The sequence below is a fragment of the Pseudomonas sp. Bc-h genome, assembly GCF_002080045.1.
In the GTDB taxonomy this organism is placed as follows: Bacteria; Pseudomonadota; Gammaproteobacteria; order Pseudomonadales; family Pseudomonadaceae; genus Aquipseudomonas.
On record NZ_MUIN01000009.1, the window covers coordinates 322,298 to 339,201 of the forward strand.

The 16,904-nt window shown below is 60.2% G+C and carries 20 protein-coding genes and 1 tRNA gene; 10 read left to right on the forward strand and 11 right to left on the reverse strand.

Annotation, left to right across the window (positions count from 1 at the left end; translation table 11 throughout):
* Window positions 1-82 precede the first annotated feature (82 nt).
* Complete coding sequence (locus BWR59_RS18080; RefSeq protein WP_081567001.1) at window positions 83-427, forward strand: hypothetical protein; 345 nt, start codon at window positions 83-85, stop codon at window positions 425-427.
* 151 nt (window positions 428-578) lie between these two features.
* Window positions 579-806, forward strand: coding sequence for a hypothetical protein (locus tag BWR59_RS18085; RefSeq protein ID WP_081567002.1), 228 nt, complete (start codon window positions 579-581; stop codon window positions 804-806).
* A gap of 90 nt (window positions 807-896) precedes the next feature.
* On the opposite strand, the gene BWR59_RS18090 is transcribed toward BWR59_RS18085, so the two are convergent.
* A tRNA-Val gene (locus BWR59_RS18090) sits at window positions 897-973 on the reverse strand.
* Window positions 974-1,177: 204 nt separating this feature from the next.
* Between BWR59_RS18090 and BWR59_RS18095 the strand changes: the two genes are divergently transcribed.
* Window positions 1,178-2,461 (forward strand): FAD-binding oxidoreductase, encoded by a 1,284-nt coding sequence (locus BWR59_RS18095; protein WP_081567003.1) that lies wholly within the window; start codon window positions 1,178-1,180, stop codon window positions 2,459-2,461.
* Between the two features lie 121 nt (window positions 2,462-2,582).
* On the opposite strand, the gene BWR59_RS18100 is transcribed toward BWR59_RS18095, so the two are convergent.
* On the reverse strand, window positions 2,583-3,227 hold the full coding sequence (locus tag BWR59_RS18100) for a cysteine peptidase family C39 domain-containing protein (RefSeq protein WP_230982050.1): 645 nt from the start codon (window positions 3,225-3,227) through the stop codon (window positions 2,583-2,585).
* 269 nt (window positions 3,228-3,496) lie between these two features.
* On the opposite strand from BWR59_RS18100, the gene BWR59_RS32430 reads away from it, so the two are divergent.
* Window positions 3,497-3,673: a hypothetical protein gene (locus BWR59_RS32430; RefSeq protein ID WP_168184502.1), complete on the forward strand. Its 177-nt coding sequence runs from the start codon at window positions 3,497-3,499 to the stop codon at window positions 3,671-3,673.
* A gap of 115 nt (window positions 3,674-3,788) precedes the next feature.
* Here the strand turns inward: BWR59_RS32430 and BWR59_RS18105 are convergent, their stop codons facing one another.
* On the reverse strand, window positions 3,789-4,553 hold the full coding sequence (locus tag BWR59_RS18105; protein ID WP_081567005.1) for a TerC family protein: 765 nt from the start codon (window positions 4,551-4,553) through the stop codon (window positions 3,789-3,791).
* 116 nt (window positions 4,554-4,669) lie between these two features.
* On the opposite strand from BWR59_RS18105, the gene nhaR reads away from it, so the two are divergent.
* A complete protein-coding gene (gene nhaR / locus BWR59_RS18110; RefSeq protein ID WP_081567006.1) occupies window positions 4,670-5,566 on the forward strand; it encodes a transcriptional activator NhaR in 897 nt (298 codons plus the stop codon).
* A 17-nt stretch (window positions 5,567-5,583) separates the two neighbouring features.
* On the opposite strand, the gene BWR59_RS18115 is transcribed toward nhaR, so the two are convergent.
* Both BWR59_RS18115 and BWR59_RS18120 read right to left on the reverse strand, forming a co-directional pair.
* Complete coding sequence (locus tag BWR59_RS18115; RefSeq protein WP_081567007.1) at window positions 5,584-6,741, reverse strand: MFS transporter; 1,158 nt, start codon at window positions 6,739-6,741, stop codon at window positions 5,584-5,586.
* A 188-nt stretch (window positions 6,742-6,929) separates the two neighbouring features.
* The gene (locus tag BWR59_RS18120) at window positions 6,930-7,439 is read right to left on the reverse strand and encodes a DUF1993 domain-containing protein (RefSeq protein ID WP_081567008.1); all 510 of its coding nucleotides are present in this window, start codon (window positions 7,437-7,439) and stop codon (window positions 6,930-6,932) included.
* Window positions 7,440-7,547: 108 nt separating this feature from the next.
* Here BWR59_RS18120 and BWR59_RS18125 point away from each other — a divergent pair, with 108 nt between their 5' ends.
* On the forward strand, window positions 7,548-8,228 hold the full coding sequence (locus tag BWR59_RS18125) for a DUF480 domain-containing protein (RefSeq protein ID WP_081567009.1): 681 nt from the start codon (window positions 7,548-7,550) through the stop codon (window positions 8,226-8,228).
* Window positions 8,229-8,293: 65 nt separating this feature from the next.
* On the opposite strand, the gene BWR59_RS18130 is transcribed toward BWR59_RS18125, so the two are convergent.
* A complete protein-coding gene (locus BWR59_RS18130) occupies window positions 8,294-9,106 on the reverse strand; it encodes a shikimate 5-dehydrogenase (protein WP_081567010.1) in 813 nt (270 codons plus the stop codon).
* Between the two features lie 226 nt (window positions 9,107-9,332).
* On the opposite strand from BWR59_RS18130, the gene BWR59_RS18135 reads away from it, so the two are divergent.
* From BWR59_RS18135 to BWR59_RS18145, 3 genes are all read left to right on the forward strand, one after another.
* Window positions 9,333-9,704 (forward strand): hypothetical protein, encoded by a 372-nt coding sequence (locus tag BWR59_RS18135; RefSeq protein WP_081567011.1) that lies wholly within the window; start codon window positions 9,333-9,335, stop codon window positions 9,702-9,704.
* A 274-nt stretch (window positions 9,705-9,978) separates the two neighbouring features.
* Complete coding sequence (locus tag BWR59_RS18140) at window positions 9,979-10,173, forward strand: hypothetical protein (protein WP_081567012.1); 195 nt, start codon at window positions 9,979-9,981, stop codon at window positions 10,171-10,173.
* Between the two features lie 228 nt (window positions 10,174-10,401).
* Window positions 10,402-10,584 (forward strand): hypothetical protein, encoded by a 183-nt coding sequence (locus tag BWR59_RS18145; protein WP_081567013.1) that lies wholly within the window; start codon window positions 10,402-10,404, stop codon window positions 10,582-10,584.
* A 115-nt stretch (window positions 10,585-10,699) separates the two neighbouring features.
* On the opposite strand, the gene BWR59_RS18150 is transcribed toward BWR59_RS18145, so the two are convergent.
* Window positions 10,700-11,260, reverse strand: coding sequence for a DUF5336 domain-containing protein (locus tag BWR59_RS18150; protein WP_081567014.1), 561 nt, complete (start codon window positions 11,258-11,260; stop codon window positions 10,700-10,702).
* A 276-nt stretch (window positions 11,261-11,536) separates the two neighbouring features.
* Here BWR59_RS18150 and pbpG point away from each other — a divergent pair, with 276 nt between their 5' ends.
* The gene (gene pbpG / locus BWR59_RS18155) at window positions 11,537-12,478 is read left to right on the forward strand and encodes a D-alanyl-D-alanine endopeptidase (protein WP_143490866.1); all 942 of its coding nucleotides are present in this window, start codon (window positions 11,537-11,539) and stop codon (window positions 12,476-12,478) included.
* Window positions 12,479-12,644: 166 nt separating this feature from the next.
* On the opposite strand, the gene doeB is transcribed toward pbpG, so the two are convergent.
* The 4 genes from doeB to eutB are packed head-to-tail and all read right to left on the reverse strand — an operon-like array spanning window position 12,645 to window position 16,884.
* A complete protein-coding gene (doeB, locus tag BWR59_RS18160; RefSeq protein WP_081567016.1) occupies window positions 12,645-13,646 on the reverse strand; it encodes a N(2)-acetyl-L-2,4-diaminobutanoate deacetylase DoeB in 1,002 nt (333 codons plus the stop codon).
* Window positions 13,647-13,649: 3 nt separating this feature from the next.
* Window positions 13,650-14,840, reverse strand: a complete 1,191-nt coding sequence (gene doeA, locus BWR59_RS18165) for an ectoine hydrolase DoeA (protein ID WP_081567017.1) — start codon at window positions 14,838-14,840, stop codon at window positions 13,650-13,652.
* Between the two features lie 48 nt (window positions 14,841-14,888).
* Window positions 14,889-15,881 (reverse strand): ectoine utilization protein EutC, encoded by a 993-nt coding sequence (eutC, locus tag BWR59_RS18170; RefSeq protein WP_081567018.1) that lies wholly within the window; start codon window positions 15,879-15,881, stop codon window positions 14,889-14,891.
* Between the two features lie 31 nt (window positions 15,882-15,912).
* Entirely contained in the window at window positions 15,913-16,884 is a 972-nt protein-coding gene (gene eutB, locus BWR59_RS18175; protein ID WP_081567019.1) for a hydroxyectoine utilization dehydratase EutB, read from the reverse strand.
* Window positions 16,885-16,904 lie beyond the last annotated feature (20 nt).

Below are 16,904 nucleotides of genomic sequence, written 5' to 3' on the forward strand. Positions count from 1 at the left end.
GCCGCTGGTCGCCATAATGGCACTATGTCTGAAGTTCGACAGCCCAACATCAGGTTAGGACTAAGGACATGGAGATCACCTGATGAACAGATCACTCGCGGCACTGGCGCTCGGTTGCGCCCTGACTTGCACCTCGATCGGAACATTTGCGGGCGCGGCATCCCCGGAAATCGGCCCGCCCCCTTCGCAGACCGGCATGGACCCTCGCACCCAGGGCAGCGATGTCGAAAGACAGGGCACCGACCAGGACAAGGGCGACCCCGCCATGGGAATACGTCGAGGGATGAATACCGGCTCCATGACTAACGGCACCGGCGGCAGCAACAACATCGACCTGCCGGGCGGAACCGATACTGGCGGCGGTTCTACAGGCTCATCGAAAGGTTCGGCTGGCAGCTCATCGAGTGCAGGCGGCGCAGGAGGCTAGGCGCCGACGCCCACGACACACGGCGAATTTGCCGACCGGAAGCCGACCCCATACGCGGTATCATCACGCAGTTGTTATAAAGCGTTGCTAATAAAGGGCTATGACTGACGCACTGTCAGTCCGGCCCTGTCGGTTTTTGGGGAATAACGTTGTGGGAATGAAAAAATCAGCGCTGGAACTCAAGCGTGACCTGAATGCGATCGCCGCCAATCTGGAAAGCACTGCGGGCGAAATCAGCCGCCTGGCCGAACGGGTCAAGGACGTTGATGTGGTGGCGGTGCTGCATCTGATGAATCAGCAATACAAAGATGCTGATCGCCTGCGCGCCTATGTGGATGAGATCAAGGCCGGCCGAATCAGCCGCGCGAAGGCAGAGTAGCAAAGGCTGGCGAAGCCCACACAGACAGCAAAAAGGGCGACCCTCTCGGGTCGCCCTTTTTCGATACCGCCCAGCAGAGCGGATTTTGTCTGGTAGGCGCGATTGGACTCGAACCAACGACCCCCACCATGTCAAGGTGGTGCTCTAACCAACTGAGCTACGTGCCTGCTGTGGGCGGCATTCTACTTATATTCAACAGGCTGTCAACGGGATTATTTTCATAAGCCACTGAATACCCTGGTCTTTTGATAAATGCGAATGCCAAGTGGCACATATTTAGGACAGGTTATCGCTCCACCCCGCTGGTGGCGGCTTTTTATCTCAGGTAGGATCCCCGCACTCGTAAAGAATATTAGACAGGGGCCTTCAGGATGACGAACACCGCTTACCCGCAGTCTTACTACGCTGCCTCCGCCAATCCCGCCCCTGCCCGTCCGGCCCTCCAAGGTGAAGTGGAGACCGACGTCTGCGTGATCGGCGCCGGGTACACAGGCCTTTCCAGCGCTCTGTTCCTGCTGGAGAACGGCTTCAAGGTCACGGTGCTGGAAGCCGCGAAAGTCGGTTTCGGGGCCTCCGGGCGCAATGGCGGCCAGATCGTCAACAGCTACAGCCGCGACATCGACGCCATCGAGCGCACTGTAGGCCCCAAACAGGCTCAGTTGATGGGACACATGGCGTTCGAAGGTGCCCGCATCATCCGTGAACGCGTGGCCAAGTACCAGATCCAATGCGACCTCAAAGACGGCGGCGTGTTCGCGGCCATTACCGGCAAGCAGATGGGTCATCTGGAATCGCAGAAGAAACTCTGGGAACGCTATGGCCACACGCAACTGGAGCTGATGGATCAGCGGCGGATCCGCGAAGTGGTTGCCTGTGACCAATACATCGGCGGCATGCTCGACATGAGCGGCGGCCATATCCATCCGTTGAATCTGGCGCTGGGCGAAGCCGCGGCCGTGGAGTCACTGGGCGGTGTGATCTACGAGCAGTCGGCGGCGACCCGTATCGATCGCGGCGCCAATCCGGTGGTGCATACCGCGCAGGGCAAGGTCCGGGCGAAGTTCGTCATTGTCGCGGGCAACGCTTATCTCGGCAATCTGGTGCCGGAGCTGGCAGCCAAATCCATGCCCTGCGGGACACAAGTCATCACCACTGAACCGCTGAGCGACGAACTGGCGAGCACCCTGCTGCCGCAGGATTATTGCGTCGAAGACTGCAACTACCTGCTGGACTACTACCGACTCTCGGGCGACAAACGCCTGATCTTCGGCGGCGGCGTGGTGTATGGCGCGCGGGATCCGGCGAATATCGAGGCAATCATTCGCCCGAAGATGCTCAAGGCCTTCCCTCAACTCAAGGATGTGAAGATCGATTACGCCTGGACGGGCAACTTCCTGCTGACCCTGTCGCGCTTGCCGCAAGTAGGACGATTGGGCGACAACATCTATTACTCTCAAGGCTGCAGCGGCCACGGCGTGACCTACACCCACCTGGCAGGCAAGGTTCTGGCAGAAGCGTTGCGCGGACAGGCCGAGCGTTTCGATGCATTCGCCAGCTTGCCGCATTACCCTTTCCCGGGCGGACAGATGCTGCGCACGCCGCTGACGGCAATGGGTGCGTGGTATTACAGCCTGCGGGATAAGTTGGGGTTTTGACTCAATACTGTTTTTGAACCCTGTAGAAGTCCGGCTTGCCCGCGGTGGCGCCCTCAAAGTACCCACCGCCGGCAAGCCGGACTGCTAAAGAGGCAAAGCAAACGACATCGCTGGATTGAGCTCAACGCGCGTTATTGATCGCCTTCACCGCTTCGCCCGCCGCCTGCTCCTGCCCGGCCTGAGCCAGATCGCTCGCCGCCTTGAGCCAGCGCTCACGATCCACTGGCGAGGGCAACTGCCGAGGGCTCTGGACCAACACGGCCCAATTGCCTGCGCTGTTCCAGTCCGAGGTAAATTCTTCGAAGCTCACCGTCAGACGCCCAAGCCCTGTGTAGATCAACACCGTGCGCTTGTTCTGGTTGAACCCGACGAGGACGCCGTAACGTTGCTCTTTCCACCAGAGCGAGCCGTCGTTGAAGCGCACCAGTACCGGATACCCGGCCGACACCTGGGCCAGCAGATCGGGGAATTGATGATCGACCGGATAAACGACAAACCCGTATTCACGGGCCAGATTGGGCATGCTCTGATCGAGTTTGTCTTCGGCGCCTGGCAGCTTCAGCGGTTTTTCCAGCAGGCCTGGCGTGGTCTGCACGCCATGCACGCTCAACATGCTGGCCAGCGCAAAGGGCGCACTCTGGTAAGCCTTGCCACGGAAGAACGGCACCGAATTGATTTCGACGCGATCCGGCAGCCGTTTGTACTCGGCAGGGACACCGGGCTTGTAAGCATGGGGATCGGCGCAACCCGCCAACGCCAGCACCATACCAAGCGCCAACCATTTCCTTTTGGTTCCAGAGTCAACCGATCGAGACATTCTTCACTCACTTGTCAGATGCCGGGCAACCCGCGACCCGGCCTGGAGGCCGACTATAGAGCCGCCGACGCCTTGGGTATAGCCTCAATATGCAGTCCGCGAGCGCCGATAGAACAAATCGGTCATGGGTTTCATACCATCGGTCAATTTTCAGCAACAACAGTCGTACTAGACTGTCGGTTACAGAGAGACGGAAAGCGAAGAAACCGGAGGAACCCATGAGCCTCGGAATGACCCTTGTGATGTTGATCGTTGGCTGGCTGGCTGTGGCTGGCGCCATGCTGTGGGGGGTGTTGCGGATTTCCCGCCGCCATCATCCGCACTATCGGAGTAGCGAAGCAGGGAAAATGGCGCAGACTGCAGAGCGCAAACACCGTCATGCCACCGCGCATTGATGCTTGCTTCACCCTTTGTTCAATCGTCGATTCAAAACGCAGTCAATAAAAAAACGGTCGGTGATGGCGTCCCCATCCCCGACCGTTTCATTTCCTGGCTATCAAACCCTGGCCATCAAGCCTTCTGCGCTTGGGCCTCGGCTTCAAGGCGCCTCTGCCGCGCACGGCGGGCCAGCATGTTCAGCCCCTCAATCAGCGCCGAGAACGCCATCGCGGTGTACACATAGCCTTTCGGTACGTGGGCGCCGAAACCTTCGGCGATCAGGGTCATGCCGATCATGATCAGGAACCCCAGAGCCAGCATCACAACGGTCGGGTTGTCGTTGATGAACTTCGCCAGAGGCTCCGACGCCACCAGCATCACGATCACGGCAGCGATCACGGCGATGATCATGATCGGCAAGTGTTCGGTCATGCCCACAGCGGTCACGATGCTGTCGATGGAGAACACCAGGTCCAGCATCAGAATCTGACCGATCGCAGCAGCCATGCCCATGATCACGGTATTGGAAACCGCCTTTTCCTCTTCGCTCTTGATGTCGACGCTGTGATGAATCTCGGTGGTCGCCTTCCACACCAGGAACAGGCCACCGGCGATCAGGATCATGTCTTTCCAGGAGAACATCTGGCCGAACACTTCAACCACCGGCTCGGTCAACTGAACGATCCAGGCCACGGTAGTCAACAGACCCAGGCGCAGGATCAGCGCCATGCTGATACCGATACGGCGCGCCTTGGTGCGCTGGTGCACGGGAAGTTTGTTGGTCAGGATCGAGATGAAAATCAGGTTATCGATGCCCAGCACGATTTCCATTACCACCAGGGTCGCCAACGCCACCCAGGCCGTGGGGCTTGCCGCCAATTGCAGAAGATATTCCATATACCGGTTGTCCAGGTTCGTTCGAGGAGATAAGGCGGCATTCTAGGGAGCCAGACACTTCAGGGAAATTCGTATTTTTCAGGCGTATACTTCGGTTTTCCCGAAGTGAGGCATTTATGCTCAATTATCGACAGTTGCACTACTTCTGGGTGGTCGCCAAGACCGGCAGCATCGTGCGCGCGTGCGAACAGCTGAACCTGACGCCGCAAACCATCAGCGGCCAGATCAGCCTGCTGGAACAGACCTACGGCGTGGAGCTGTTCAAGCGCGTCGGCCGCCAGCTTGAACTGACCGAAACCGGTCGTGCTGCCCTGCCCTACGCCGAGCAGATGTTTCAGCTGGGCGGAGAACTGGAAGCCGTGCTGCGCGCCCAACCGGACGAACAGCAGATCCTGTTTCGCGTCGGGGTCGCAGACGTCGTGCCCAAATCCATTGTCTATCGCCTGATCGCGCCGACCATGGAATTGAGCGAACCGATCCGCATCACCTGCCGCGAAGACCAGTTGGAGCGCTTGTTGGCCGACCTGGCGATTCAACGTCTGGACCTGGTGATTTCCGACAGCCCCATGCCCTCCCATCTGGACATTAAAGGCTACAGCCAGAAGCTGGGCGAATGCGGCGTGAGCTTTTTTGCCACCGCTGCGCTGGCAAAAACCTACGGCCAGAACTTTCCCCATGGCATGCAAGGTGCGCCGTTGCTGATCCCTGGCCAGCAGACCGTGGTGCGCAGTCGGTTGATGCGCTGGTTCGCCGAGCAGAATGTGCAGCCCAGGATCGTCGGCGAGTTCGATGACAGTGCACTGATGAAAGCTTTCGGCAAATCCGGCAGCGGAATTTTCATTGCGCCAAGCGTGATTGCCGATGAGGTGATGGAGCAGTACGACGTTGAACTGATCGGCCACACCGACACCGTGACCGAGTCGTTCTACGCAATCTCGGTCGAGCGCAAGGTCAAGCACCCCGGGATCGTCGCGATCACCGAAGGTGCCCGACGCCAGCTATTTACCGATTGAGCGCTGCAAGTGACCGATCAAGCGCTGCACGCCTCGGTTTTCGGCCTGGCGGTCATCAACACCAGCGCCAGCAGGATCGACAGCATAATGATCCCGGCGGCGGCAAAACCCAGGCTACCCAGCCCAAGATGGTCGATGACCCGACCACCCACGATGGCGCCGATGCCGATGCCCAGGTTGGCCCCGGCAATGTTCAGCGAAGCCGCAAACGCCGGAGCCTGTGGCGCCGCTTTCATCAGGCGCACATGGCTGACCAGGAACAACGCCGCCTGGGTCACGCCCCAGACCGCCAGCGCCAGGGCGAGTGCCGGCAACGAATGCATGCTCGGCACCACCATTACCATGCCGCCGATCATGAAGGTGCAGAAGGTCAGGCTGGCGATCAACGGATGCCGGTCCACCAGACGACCGCCCAGCGAATTACCCAGCAGACCCACCGCACCAAAGCCCATCAGGGCCCAACCGACCACGGTGCCGTTGAACCCGGCCAGTCTCTCCAGCATGTCGGCCAGATAGGTGTAGGCGGTGAACATGCCGCTGAACACCAGCACCGACAGCAACACATGCCCCTGCATCACCGGGCTGCGCAGGATGCGGAACTGGCTGCGAAACGAGGACTGATCCTTGTGCATGCTGTTGGGCAGATAGATGAACAGCAAAAAGGCCTTGGCGAACGCCACCGCGGAGAGAATCCAGAACGCGGTGCGCCAGCCGAACGCATCGGAAATCAAGGTGCCGACCGGGATGCCAAAGACCGTCGCGCAGACGATCCCGAAGCCGATCTTGGCAATCGCACGCCCTGCATGATCCGGCCCGACGATATCGACCGCTGTCTCGCTGGCCAGCGCCCAGAACACGGGTAGCCCCAGCGCAGGAATCAGCCTCGCAATCGCCATGACACCGATGTTCGGCGCCAGGGCAGCCACGGCATTGGCGACGCCGAACATGATCAGGACCGAGATGAACAGGCGCTTGCGTTCAAAGCGTGAGAAATACGCGGTGAGGAATGGGCCGAAGCAGGCCACGGTGAAGGCGAACAGTGTCACCAGCAGCCCGGCCTGCGGGATCGTGACGGCAAGATCGCGAGCGATGGCAGGGAGCAGACCGACGATGACAAACTCTGTGGTCAGGACCGTGAAACCGGCGGCTGACAACAGGTAGATGGGGAAAAACATCAAAACTCCAGAACGACGAAAAGACCAGTCAGTGAAGAGTGGTCGATCGAGATGACAGAAAAGCGGAACGCGGATGGTAACAGACACCGGCGCAAGGTTGGCCGGGCGGGTGGACAAAAGCGAACCGCCGCCTGAGCGATTCAGACGGCGGTAGGGGTCAGACGTTCAGTCCTGTGGGACGTGACGCCTCAGTAGCTGCCCATGTAATCGCGCTTGCCGACTTCTACGCCGTTGTGACGCAGCAGGTCGTAAGTGGTGGTGACGTGGAAGAAGAACTGCGGCAGCGAGTAGTGCAACAGGTAGGTCTGAGTGCTCAGACGCTTTTCCTTGTCAGTGCCCGGACGCAGCACGATTTCACGCTCTTCGTTGCCGTTGACCTGTTCAGGGGTGATGGTGTCGAGGAACGCCAGCACTTTGGTCAGCAGCGCTTGCAGGTCGGCAAAGGTGGTTTCGGTGTCTTCGTACTTCGGCGGCTCGATACCGGACAGACGCGCTCCAGCACCCTTGGCGAAGTCCACGGCGATCTGCACCTGACGCACCAGCGGGAACATGTCCGGGAACAGACGAGCCTGCAGCAGGGCGTCAGGCTGGATGTTTCTCGCGGTGGCGTGAGCTTCGCCCTTGGCCAGAACCGCGCCCAGCGCGGTGAGCATTTGTTTGAAGACAGGAATCGAAGCGGCGTACAGGGAAATAGTCATGGCAGTTCCTGATTGAGTAAGTCGCATGAAGAGCATGCGAACGCGGCTTGTCTTTTACCTCATCCAGCCCCTACCCTCATAGCCTTTTCAACGCTTAGGGAAAGCGCCATGTCCACCGAGCCGGATTTTGACAGCGAAGCCGAGAACACTGCCGACAGTTCAGATGCGCTGCGACTCAACAGCACCGAAATACGCATTCTGGGCTGCCTGATCGAGAAGCAGGCGACTAACCCCGAAACCTACCCACTGACGCTCAACGCGCTGGTGCTGGCGTGCAACCAGAAGACCAGCCGGGAGCCGGTGATGAACCTCACGCCTGGCCAGGTCGGGCAGAGCCTGCGCAATCTGGAGGGCTTGCAACTGACTCGCCTGGTGATGGGCAGCCGCGCTGACCGTTATGAACACAGGGTCGACAAGACGCTGGAACTGGTGCCGGCGCAGATGATTCTCACCGGCCTGTTGTTTTTGCGCGGCCCGCAGACGGTCAACGAACTGCTGACCCGCAGCAATCGCATGCATGACTTCGACGATACGGATGCCGTTATCCATCAGTTGGAACGCCTGATCGGGCGCGGCCTGGCGGTGCTGATCCCGAAACAGGCCGGTCAACGCGAAGATCGCTACATGCATGCCTTGGGGGATCCGGCGGACATGGAAACGATTCTGGCGGCGCGGCAAAACCCGTCCGAACGCGCGAGCGGTGGCAGCTCGGCGCTGGCGGAACGGGTCGAAGAACTCGAAGCGCGGATTGCGGCGCTTGAGGAGCGGCTGGCGAAGCTTGAGGGGTGACTCACGCGGCGGGTCATGCACCTGCACCGAAGGTAGCAGACTCAAGCAACCCGATGCCCCAGGCTTTACACCCGCGCAAACGCCGCAGCCGCCTGATATTGCTCCTCGGTCGGCGTCACACCGGTATAAAGGATGAACTGCTCCAGCGCCTGAATCGCGGCGACCTGATCCCCGGTAATCAAGCGTTTGCCGTACTGTTGCGCATGGACAATGAACGGCGTGCGGGCCGGGGTGGCGACCACGTCGAACGCAGTATCTGCGGCCTCGATGGCTGAAGCCTCGAACGCCAACGTACCGGCCTGATCGCCGATCATCCCTAACGGGGTGACGTTGACCAGCAACGGCGGCCGTTCGCTCCCCAGATCAGGCTGCCATTGGAAGCCACAGGTCTTCGCCAGCGCCCTCCCCGCCTGCTCGTTACGCGCCACGATCAGGCCATCGGTAAACCCGGCATCACGCATGGCACAGGCCACAGCCTTGGCCATCCCGCCGCTGCCACGCAGGGCAAAGCGGGTACGCGGCACCTGATGAGCATCAACCAACTGCGCCGCAGCGATGTAATCGGTGTTGTAAGCCTTGAGATGGCCGTCGGTGTTGACGATGGTATTGATCGATTCTATGGCCGCTGCCGAGGGGTCCATTTCGTCGACCAGAGGAATGCAGGCTTCCTTGAATGGCATCGACACACCACAGCCGCGAATACCCAGTGAACGCATACCCGCGATAGCGGCTGGCAAGTCACTCGGTGAAAAGGCTTTGTAATAGAAGTTAAGGCCCAACTGTTGATACAGATGATTATGAAAGCGCACACCGAAGTTGCCCGGACGTCCCGCGAGGGACATGCACAACAGTGTTTCCTTGCTTGCAGTGACGGACATGAAATCTCCTGAACGGTATTAGTTAACCCCTGGATAAAGGCGTAGAATTCAGTTGCTTGCGGCCGTGACCGGGGCAAATGTCATCAATGTTGTCGAATACCTTACACAAAATTTACGCAACGGCTTCGCAGATATTTCGAAACCCGTTGTCTGAGTAGTTATCCCGTGGCAGTGCCTGAGCGTAACGCAGGCTCGCGACAACGGGACTGAACACCGAGGAACAGTCATGATTCGTCACATCTCCAAGGTTGCCCTGTTGTTAGGTGCCCTCGCCCTTGCAGGCCAAGCTGAAGCCCATGGTGGCGGCGGCGGTCCAGGCTGGGGTGGAGCGGCAGTCATCGGCGCAGTCGTCGGCGGCGTGGTTGGCGCAGCAGTGGCATCCGGCCCTGTTTATGCGGCTCCGGCCCCGGTGTATGTAGCACCTGCCCCTGTGTATGCGGCGCCCGCGCCTGTGTATTACGCGCCACCACCGCCACCGGTTTATTACCAGCCAGCGTATGTCGTTGAACGTCCGGTCGTGTACGGCCCTCGCTACTATGGCCCGCCACGTCCTTACGGCCCGCCTCCAGGCTATTACCACGGTGGCGGTCGCTGGTAACAGCGCTGCTACTGTCACCCCTGCCGATCAACGATCGACAGCGCTTTGAATACACGACCCCGCTCAACAGGCGGGGTTGTCGTTTCCGGGGAGAGGTAAGTATAAACGCGTCTGTTTAAATGAAACTTTCGTCATTTGACAGCGCGCCGACGATGTTTGAACTGCGATTGAAAAGGTCGCGTCCAGAACAGTCACAGCCCGACGACATACTTCATACTGTCAACCTGCATGTTTGCTGCGCACGCCTGTCAATCATCTATAAGAAGGGACGCCCATGCCGACACAAAACCCGCACCGCGCCGCCGGACTGTGTACGTCCAGTAAGGTCTACAACGCCCTTACTGAACTCAAAAGCCTGGAAGGCCACCGAACCGCCAAGTTCGTCTCGCTACTGGCGCAGAATCTGGTGGAGAAAGGCCTGCTTTCCGAATACGAAGTCATCGCGATGCTGGATCAGGTGGTCGACTGATCCCGCATTTTCTGGCTGGAACTGGCAGCCCCCGCAGAACGGGTTAGTCGTGACCGGATGTGATTTCTGAAGGGCGCAATGCCTGCCAATGTGACCGGTTCCCCGCTCCGCCGTTTTCCACTTCGCAAAACCTGACCTCTCGCTCATCAATGACGACTATCGAGAACAGTGATTTCTGCTGGCCGTAACCGCGCCGTAAAGTAGCCCCATAGATTGATGGAGGCACTTATGACCAAGGTTCAAATCATGTCGGTAGTTGGCAGCGCAGTCCCCGCACAGCTTCGTGAACGCGGCCTGCTGGCGTGCTGGTACCTGATGCAGAACGGTGAACCGGTCAGTGGTCCGCTCCTCTCGCTGCCTGCGGCGCAAGCGCTGTCGCAACAAATGGAAACCCGCAAGCTCAACAGCTGAATCGAATTCGCTCTTCCCTGAAATCGTGCGTTGCTCCGCACTTCCCTTTAGCCCGCATCCCCTGACGCGGGCTTTTTTTTGCCCTGAATTCGGGCTTCATTTGCGCCGATGCAACTCAGCCCCGCTCAGCGAGCGTCGCGTTGACCTGGCAGCGATGGGCCAGTTTCTGCAAACGCTTTTCCAGCGCCCCCAACACCACGCGGTCAGAGCGGCCGCTTTCCAGTTCTTCGATCATGTCATTGGCCACCAGACGCAGTTCGTGGGAGATCACCACGCGATCATCGTTCTGGTCCAGCTTGTGCGACTCGAACAGGCGATGCAGGTAATCCTCCAGTGTGCGCTGCAGACGATGGCGGTCGGTGGCGCGCAGGTGGACCAGATTGACGGTGATCTTCGCCAGCATCTCGTTAAGCTCGCCGCACAGGTACTGCATGCGCCGTGCATAGCCGGTCTCGCGGTCGCGCACCTGTTTTTGCTGAGCGGCCAGCTCCTGGCGCCGCTGAATCGCAGGCACCGTCACCGCCACCATCAGGCCCACGATCAAGCCAATGGCCTGAATCCAGCCCGCCCAATCGGAGGGTTTCACGAACAGGCCGGTAACGAGCAAGAGCACCGCAACGATGGCCGCGCAAAACACCAACGCAGCGTAATCCTTGCTGATAAAACCCTTGGGCATTGCGCAACTCCTAGGTCAATTCAAGTGGAGGTTATCGATGGCGGGGAATGCTAATCGGTGACCGGCGCAAGTGCCATGAATATCGGAGCAACCCTTTTAAATACAGGGTTTTCCCGCTGACAACCTGAACGAATGCCATACGTATCGCTTTTATTGTTGAAACGGCCTGCGCAGCCCATCGACATCGTTAGAAACATGCTCCTAAAATGCGCCGATCTTGTTGTCGTTCTTCAGAAAAGTACGACCTTCCACAGTGTTTCCAATCAAAAGTGAGCTTTGCTCTTGAAAATTCGCACATCACTCATCGGCCTATTATTTGCACTTACAGGCTCAGCACTTTCCACCGGTGCACTTGCGAACGAACCCGCCGCCTTCAATCGTGATCCGGCGAACCTTCATCTGGCCTCCGGCAGCGCCATGATCACCGACCTGAAATCTGGCCAGGTGCTGTATTCGAGCAACCCGGACGTCATCGTGCCGATCGCTTCGGTGACCAAGCTGATGACCGCCATGGTCACCCTCGACGCCAAGCTGCCGATGGACGAGATGATCAAGGTCGACATCTCCCAGACCGCTGAAATGAAAGGCGTGTTCTCGCGGGTCAAACTGGGCAGCGAGCTCAACCGTCACGACATGCTGCTGATTACCCTGATGTCCTCGGAAAACCGTGCGGCCGCAAGCCTTGCCCACAGTTATCCGGGCGGCTATCCGGCATTCATCAAGGCGATGAACGCCAAGGCCAAGGCACTGGGCATGAGCCATACGGTGTACATGGAGCCGACCGGTCTGTCGGTGTTCAACGTGTCGACGGCCCGTGACCTGACCAAACTGGCACTGGCCGCGCGCAACTATCCGATGCTGAGCGAGCTGAGCACCACCCCGGAAAAGACCGTGACCTTCCGCAAGCCGACGTACACCCTGGGCTTCAGCAACACTGACCATCTGGTGCGCAAGTCCAACTGGGACATCAAGCTGACCAAGACCGGTTTCACCAATCAGGCCGGGCACTGTCTGGTGCTGCTGACCAGCATGGCCAACCGTCAGGTGTCGGTGGTGATTCTCGATGCGTTCGGCAAGTACACTCACTTCGCCGACGCCAGCCGCATGCGCCTGTGGATGGAGACCGGCAAGAGCGGCCCGGCGCCGGAAGTGGCGTTGCAGTACAAGAAGGACAAGAATCTGGTGATGAAGCAGAAAGGGCTTCAGGCGTCGGATTGATCTTTTCGATTGCGGCCTGAGCGCCGCGACCCTGCAAAATCACACAATCCCGTGGGAGGGAGCTTGCTCACGATTGGCCCGGTCAGGCAACCCAGTGTTGACTGACCATACGCATTCGCGAGCAAGCTCCCTCCCACAGGTTGATCAAACATTTGATATCCGTACGTTATCCCACCATCTCGGCGACCACCGCCAGGGTATCCCCACACTGCACCAACCCCGGGAAATGCCGGGCGGCCAGCAGTCCATCACGTCCCGCACGATATTCCACCGGCGCCGCGCCGGTGCGCTTGATGTCATGCACCCTGGCGATCACCTCGCCCTTGCGCACCTGATCCCCCAGATCACGACACATTTCCAGCAGCCCGTCATGCTCGCTGGCGACAAAACAGCTGCCGTCGGGCATGTCCAGCATCACGGTCGGCCGTAGCTCGACTTCGCCCTGCAAAACTCCCGCATGCACCAGCAGATTGCGTACGCCGCGTTCGGCAATCGCGACGCTTCGGGCGCTGGATGAACCGCCTCCTCCCAGTTCCGTGGTCACGAACACCTTGCCCTGCTGCTCGGCAGCGGTGTCGTACATGGCCCCGGCGTCCAGCTCCAGCATGCGCATGCTGTACGGCGCATTGAACGCCTGCATGCCGGCCTCGCACTGCGCCTGCTGGTGTTTGTCCGGCAGCACATGGCAGGCGGCGAACGGCAGGAAGTCCAGCGTCCGGCCACCGGAGTGGATGTCCAGCACGATGTCGGCGAGCGGCAATAACGTGCGACGGAAATAGTCGGCGATCTTCTCGGTGACCGTGCCGTCGGGCTTGCCAGGGAAGCTGCGGTTGAGGTTGCCCTTGTCGATGGGCGACGTGCGCCGACCGGCATGGAACGCCGGGGTGTTCATGAACGGGATGATGATCACCCGTCCACTCACCTCCTCCGCGGTCAGGCGCTGCGCAAGCTTGCTCAACGCCACCGGGCCTTCGTATTCGTCGCCGTGGTTGCCACCGGTCAGCAGCGCGGTCGGTCCTTGTCCGCGCTTGACCACGGTGAGCGGAATCATCACCGCACCCCAGGCCGAATCGTCCCGGGAATACGGCAGTTTCAGGAAACCGTGCTGCACGCCGTCCAGGCTGAAATCGACGGTCGCGCTGATCGGGTTATCGGTGAGATCGTTCATCGGTCAATCCTTCACGAACAGCTGACGCGGGACGTTGCACAGGGTTTCCACGCCGGTCTCGGTGATCAGGATGCTTTCGGTGATTTCCAGGCCCCAATCGTCCATCCACAATCCCGGCATGAAGTGGAAGGTCATGCCTGCCTGCAACACGCTGGTGTCGCTCGGGCGCAGGCTCATGGTGCGCTCGCCCCAATCCGGCGGATAGCTGATACCGATCGGGTAGCCACAGCGGCTGTCCTTGTGGATGCCGAACTTCTCCAGCACGGCGAAAAACGCCTTGGCGATGTCGCCGGTGGTGTTGCCCGGTTTTGCAGCGTCCAGCCCGGCAGCGATGCCTTCGACCACGGCCTTCTCGCCTTCGAGGAAGTGCTTGGGCGGCTGGCCCAGATAAATCGTTCGCGACAGCGGGCAGTGATAGCGCTTGTAGCACCCGGCGATTTCAAAGAATGTCCCCGCGCCCTTCTCGAACGGTGTGTCGTCCCAGGTCAGGTGCGGCGCGCTGGCATCGGCACCGGTGGGCAGCAACGGCACAATGGCCGGGTAATCGCCGCCATGGTCGTCCGCGCCCAGGATGCCGGTGCTGTAGATCTCGGCCACTAGCTCGTTCTTGCGCATGCCCGGCTCGATGCGCTCATAAATACGCGCATGCATGTTCTCGACGATGCGCGCAGCGATGCGCATGTACTCGATTTCCTGCGGCGACTTGATCGCTCGCTGCCAGTTGACCAGCCCGACCGCGTCGAGCAGCGTGGCGTTGGGCAGGTGTTTTTTCAGCGACAGGTAGGCGGCGGCGCTGAAATAGTAGTTATCCATTTCCACGCCGATGTTCAGGCTGCTCCAGCCGCGCGGTGCGATGACTTCCTGGCACAGGTAGTCCATCGGATGGCGCTCGCGGGACTGCACGTAAATATCCGGGTAACCGACGATGTTGTCGTGCTGCATGAACACCGTGCGCTTGGCGCCATTGGCGTCCTGACCACGGCCGTACCACACCGGCTCGCCGTCCATCGCCAGCAACACACACTGGTGAACGTAGAACGACCAGCCGTCGTAACCCGTCAGCCAGGCCATGTTCGACGGGTCGGTGACCACCAGCAATTCGATGCCCTGCTCCTGCATCGACCGGCGCACCTTGGCCAGTCGCTGGGCGTATTCATCCCGTGAAAAGGGAAGATTGACGACTATCTGAGACATGCAGATGCCCTCTGTAGATGACGCACTGATTGAAATTGTTTTAACGATTCATCCGCCGAAACGCAGGCCCTTGCCCGCCGCAAGCGCCCGCTCGAACGCCAGATTGGCGATGGCGGTGTCCTGCGCGCCGGTGCCGGTGAGATCGCACAGGGTGATGTCCCTCGCGTCACTGCGCCCCGGCTTTTGCCTGGCAATCACCTGGCCGAGTTCGGCGAAACGGGTTTCATCGCTGACCGCGCCAGCCGCGAGCGCGTGGTGCAGCTCGCCGAGGACGCGGGTCTGACTCAGGCGGTCGGCGACGTAGCGGTCGACCTTGGCCAACGCTTGCGCGGCGATTTCATTCTTGTGTTCGGCATCGGAGCCCATCGCGGTGAGGTGCAGGCCCGGTTGCAGATGACGGGCTTCGATAAGCGGCTCGCGGCTCGGGGTGCAAGTGATGGCAATGTCGACGCCGTCCATGGCCTGCTCGATGCTCTGGCACAGACGGATCGCCAGTTCCGTCTCATGGCCGAGCTGTGCCGCAAAGACTTCGGCTTTGGCCGTGTCCCTGGCCCATATCCGCACTTCTTCAATGGGCCGCACCAGCCGCAGCGCCTGCAATTGCAGCAGCGCCTGCTCACCCGCGCCAATCAACGCCACGCTGCGGCTGTTTTCGCGAGACAGCCAACGGGCCGCGACCGCCCCTGCCGCTGCCGTGCGCACGGCGGTGAGGTAGCCGTTGTCCAGCAGCAAGGCGTCGAGCAGGCCGGTCCTTGCCGACAGCAGCATCATCATGCCGTTGAGGCTTGGCAGGCCCAGTGTGGGGTTGTCGAAAAACCCGGGGCTGACCTTGATCGCGAAGCGCTCCAGGCCTGGAAGGTACGCCGTCTTCACGTCGACTTCGCCGTTGTGCTCGGGAATGTCCAGACGCAGAATCGGCGGCATCGCCACGGCAGCGGTCGCCAACAGACGAAACGCATGCTCGATGGCATCCACGCTCGCCACATCCAGCGCGATGCAGGCGCGCAGATCGCTTTCGCTCAACAGGGTGACTTCAGCCATTACAGGTCTCCTTCGATGCGCGTTGAGGCGTTCACTGGCTGGCTCCGGCGAGCACGCGCAGATGTTGTTCAAGATCGACGTTGCGCCCGCTCACCACCACGACGATGGGTCCCCTCGGCTCGATCAGGCCTTCAAGCAGGGCCGAGATGCCGACGGCTGCAGCCCCTTCGACGACTTGCCGTTCCTCGAAATACGCATGCCTAATGCCATTGCCGATGGACGCTTCGTCCAGCAGATGAACCTGATCGCAGAGATCGCGAGTCATGGCGAAGGTGTATTGGTTGTCCAGACCGATGCCGCCGCCTAGCGAATCGGCCAGGGTCGGCAGCTCTTCGACTTCCACGGGCTGGCCGGCTTGCAGGCTGGCGTGCATGGCCGCGCCGCGCTGCATCGAAATGCCGTGCAGTCGGATATCTGGATTGGCGGATTTCAGCGCCAACGCCACACCGGCGAACAGCCCTCCGCCAGACAAGGGCACCAGCACTTGGGCGACATCCGGGACTTGCTCGATGATTTCCAGCCCCAGCGTGCCTTGCCCGGCAATGATCGCCGGATGGTCGAAAGGAGGCAGCAATGCGGCGCCCTGCTCCCGCGCAATGCGTTCAGCTTCGTGCTGGGCGTCGTCCTGAGAGCGGCCGATGATGCAGACCTCGGCACCGAGGTCGCGAATGGCCTGGACCTTGTTGGGGGGTACTAATTGCGAGAGGCAGATGGTGGCTTTGACGTTAAGTTGCGAAGCGGCGTAAGCCAGGGCGCGACCGTGATTACCGGTCGAGGCGGCAACTACGCCTTTGGCGCGTTGCTCGATGCGCAGTTGCGCGATGGCATTGCTCGCGCCGCGTAACTTGAAGCTGCCAGTGATTTGCTGCGATTCCAGCTTCAGGTAGACCGGCACGCCAACCCGTTTCGACAGGCTCGGCGAATGCTCCATGGGCGTGACCCGCACCAGCGACGCAATGCGCTGACGAGCGAGATAGACATCGTTGAGCTGCAACCCTGACATGACCGCGTCCCGACCTGAGT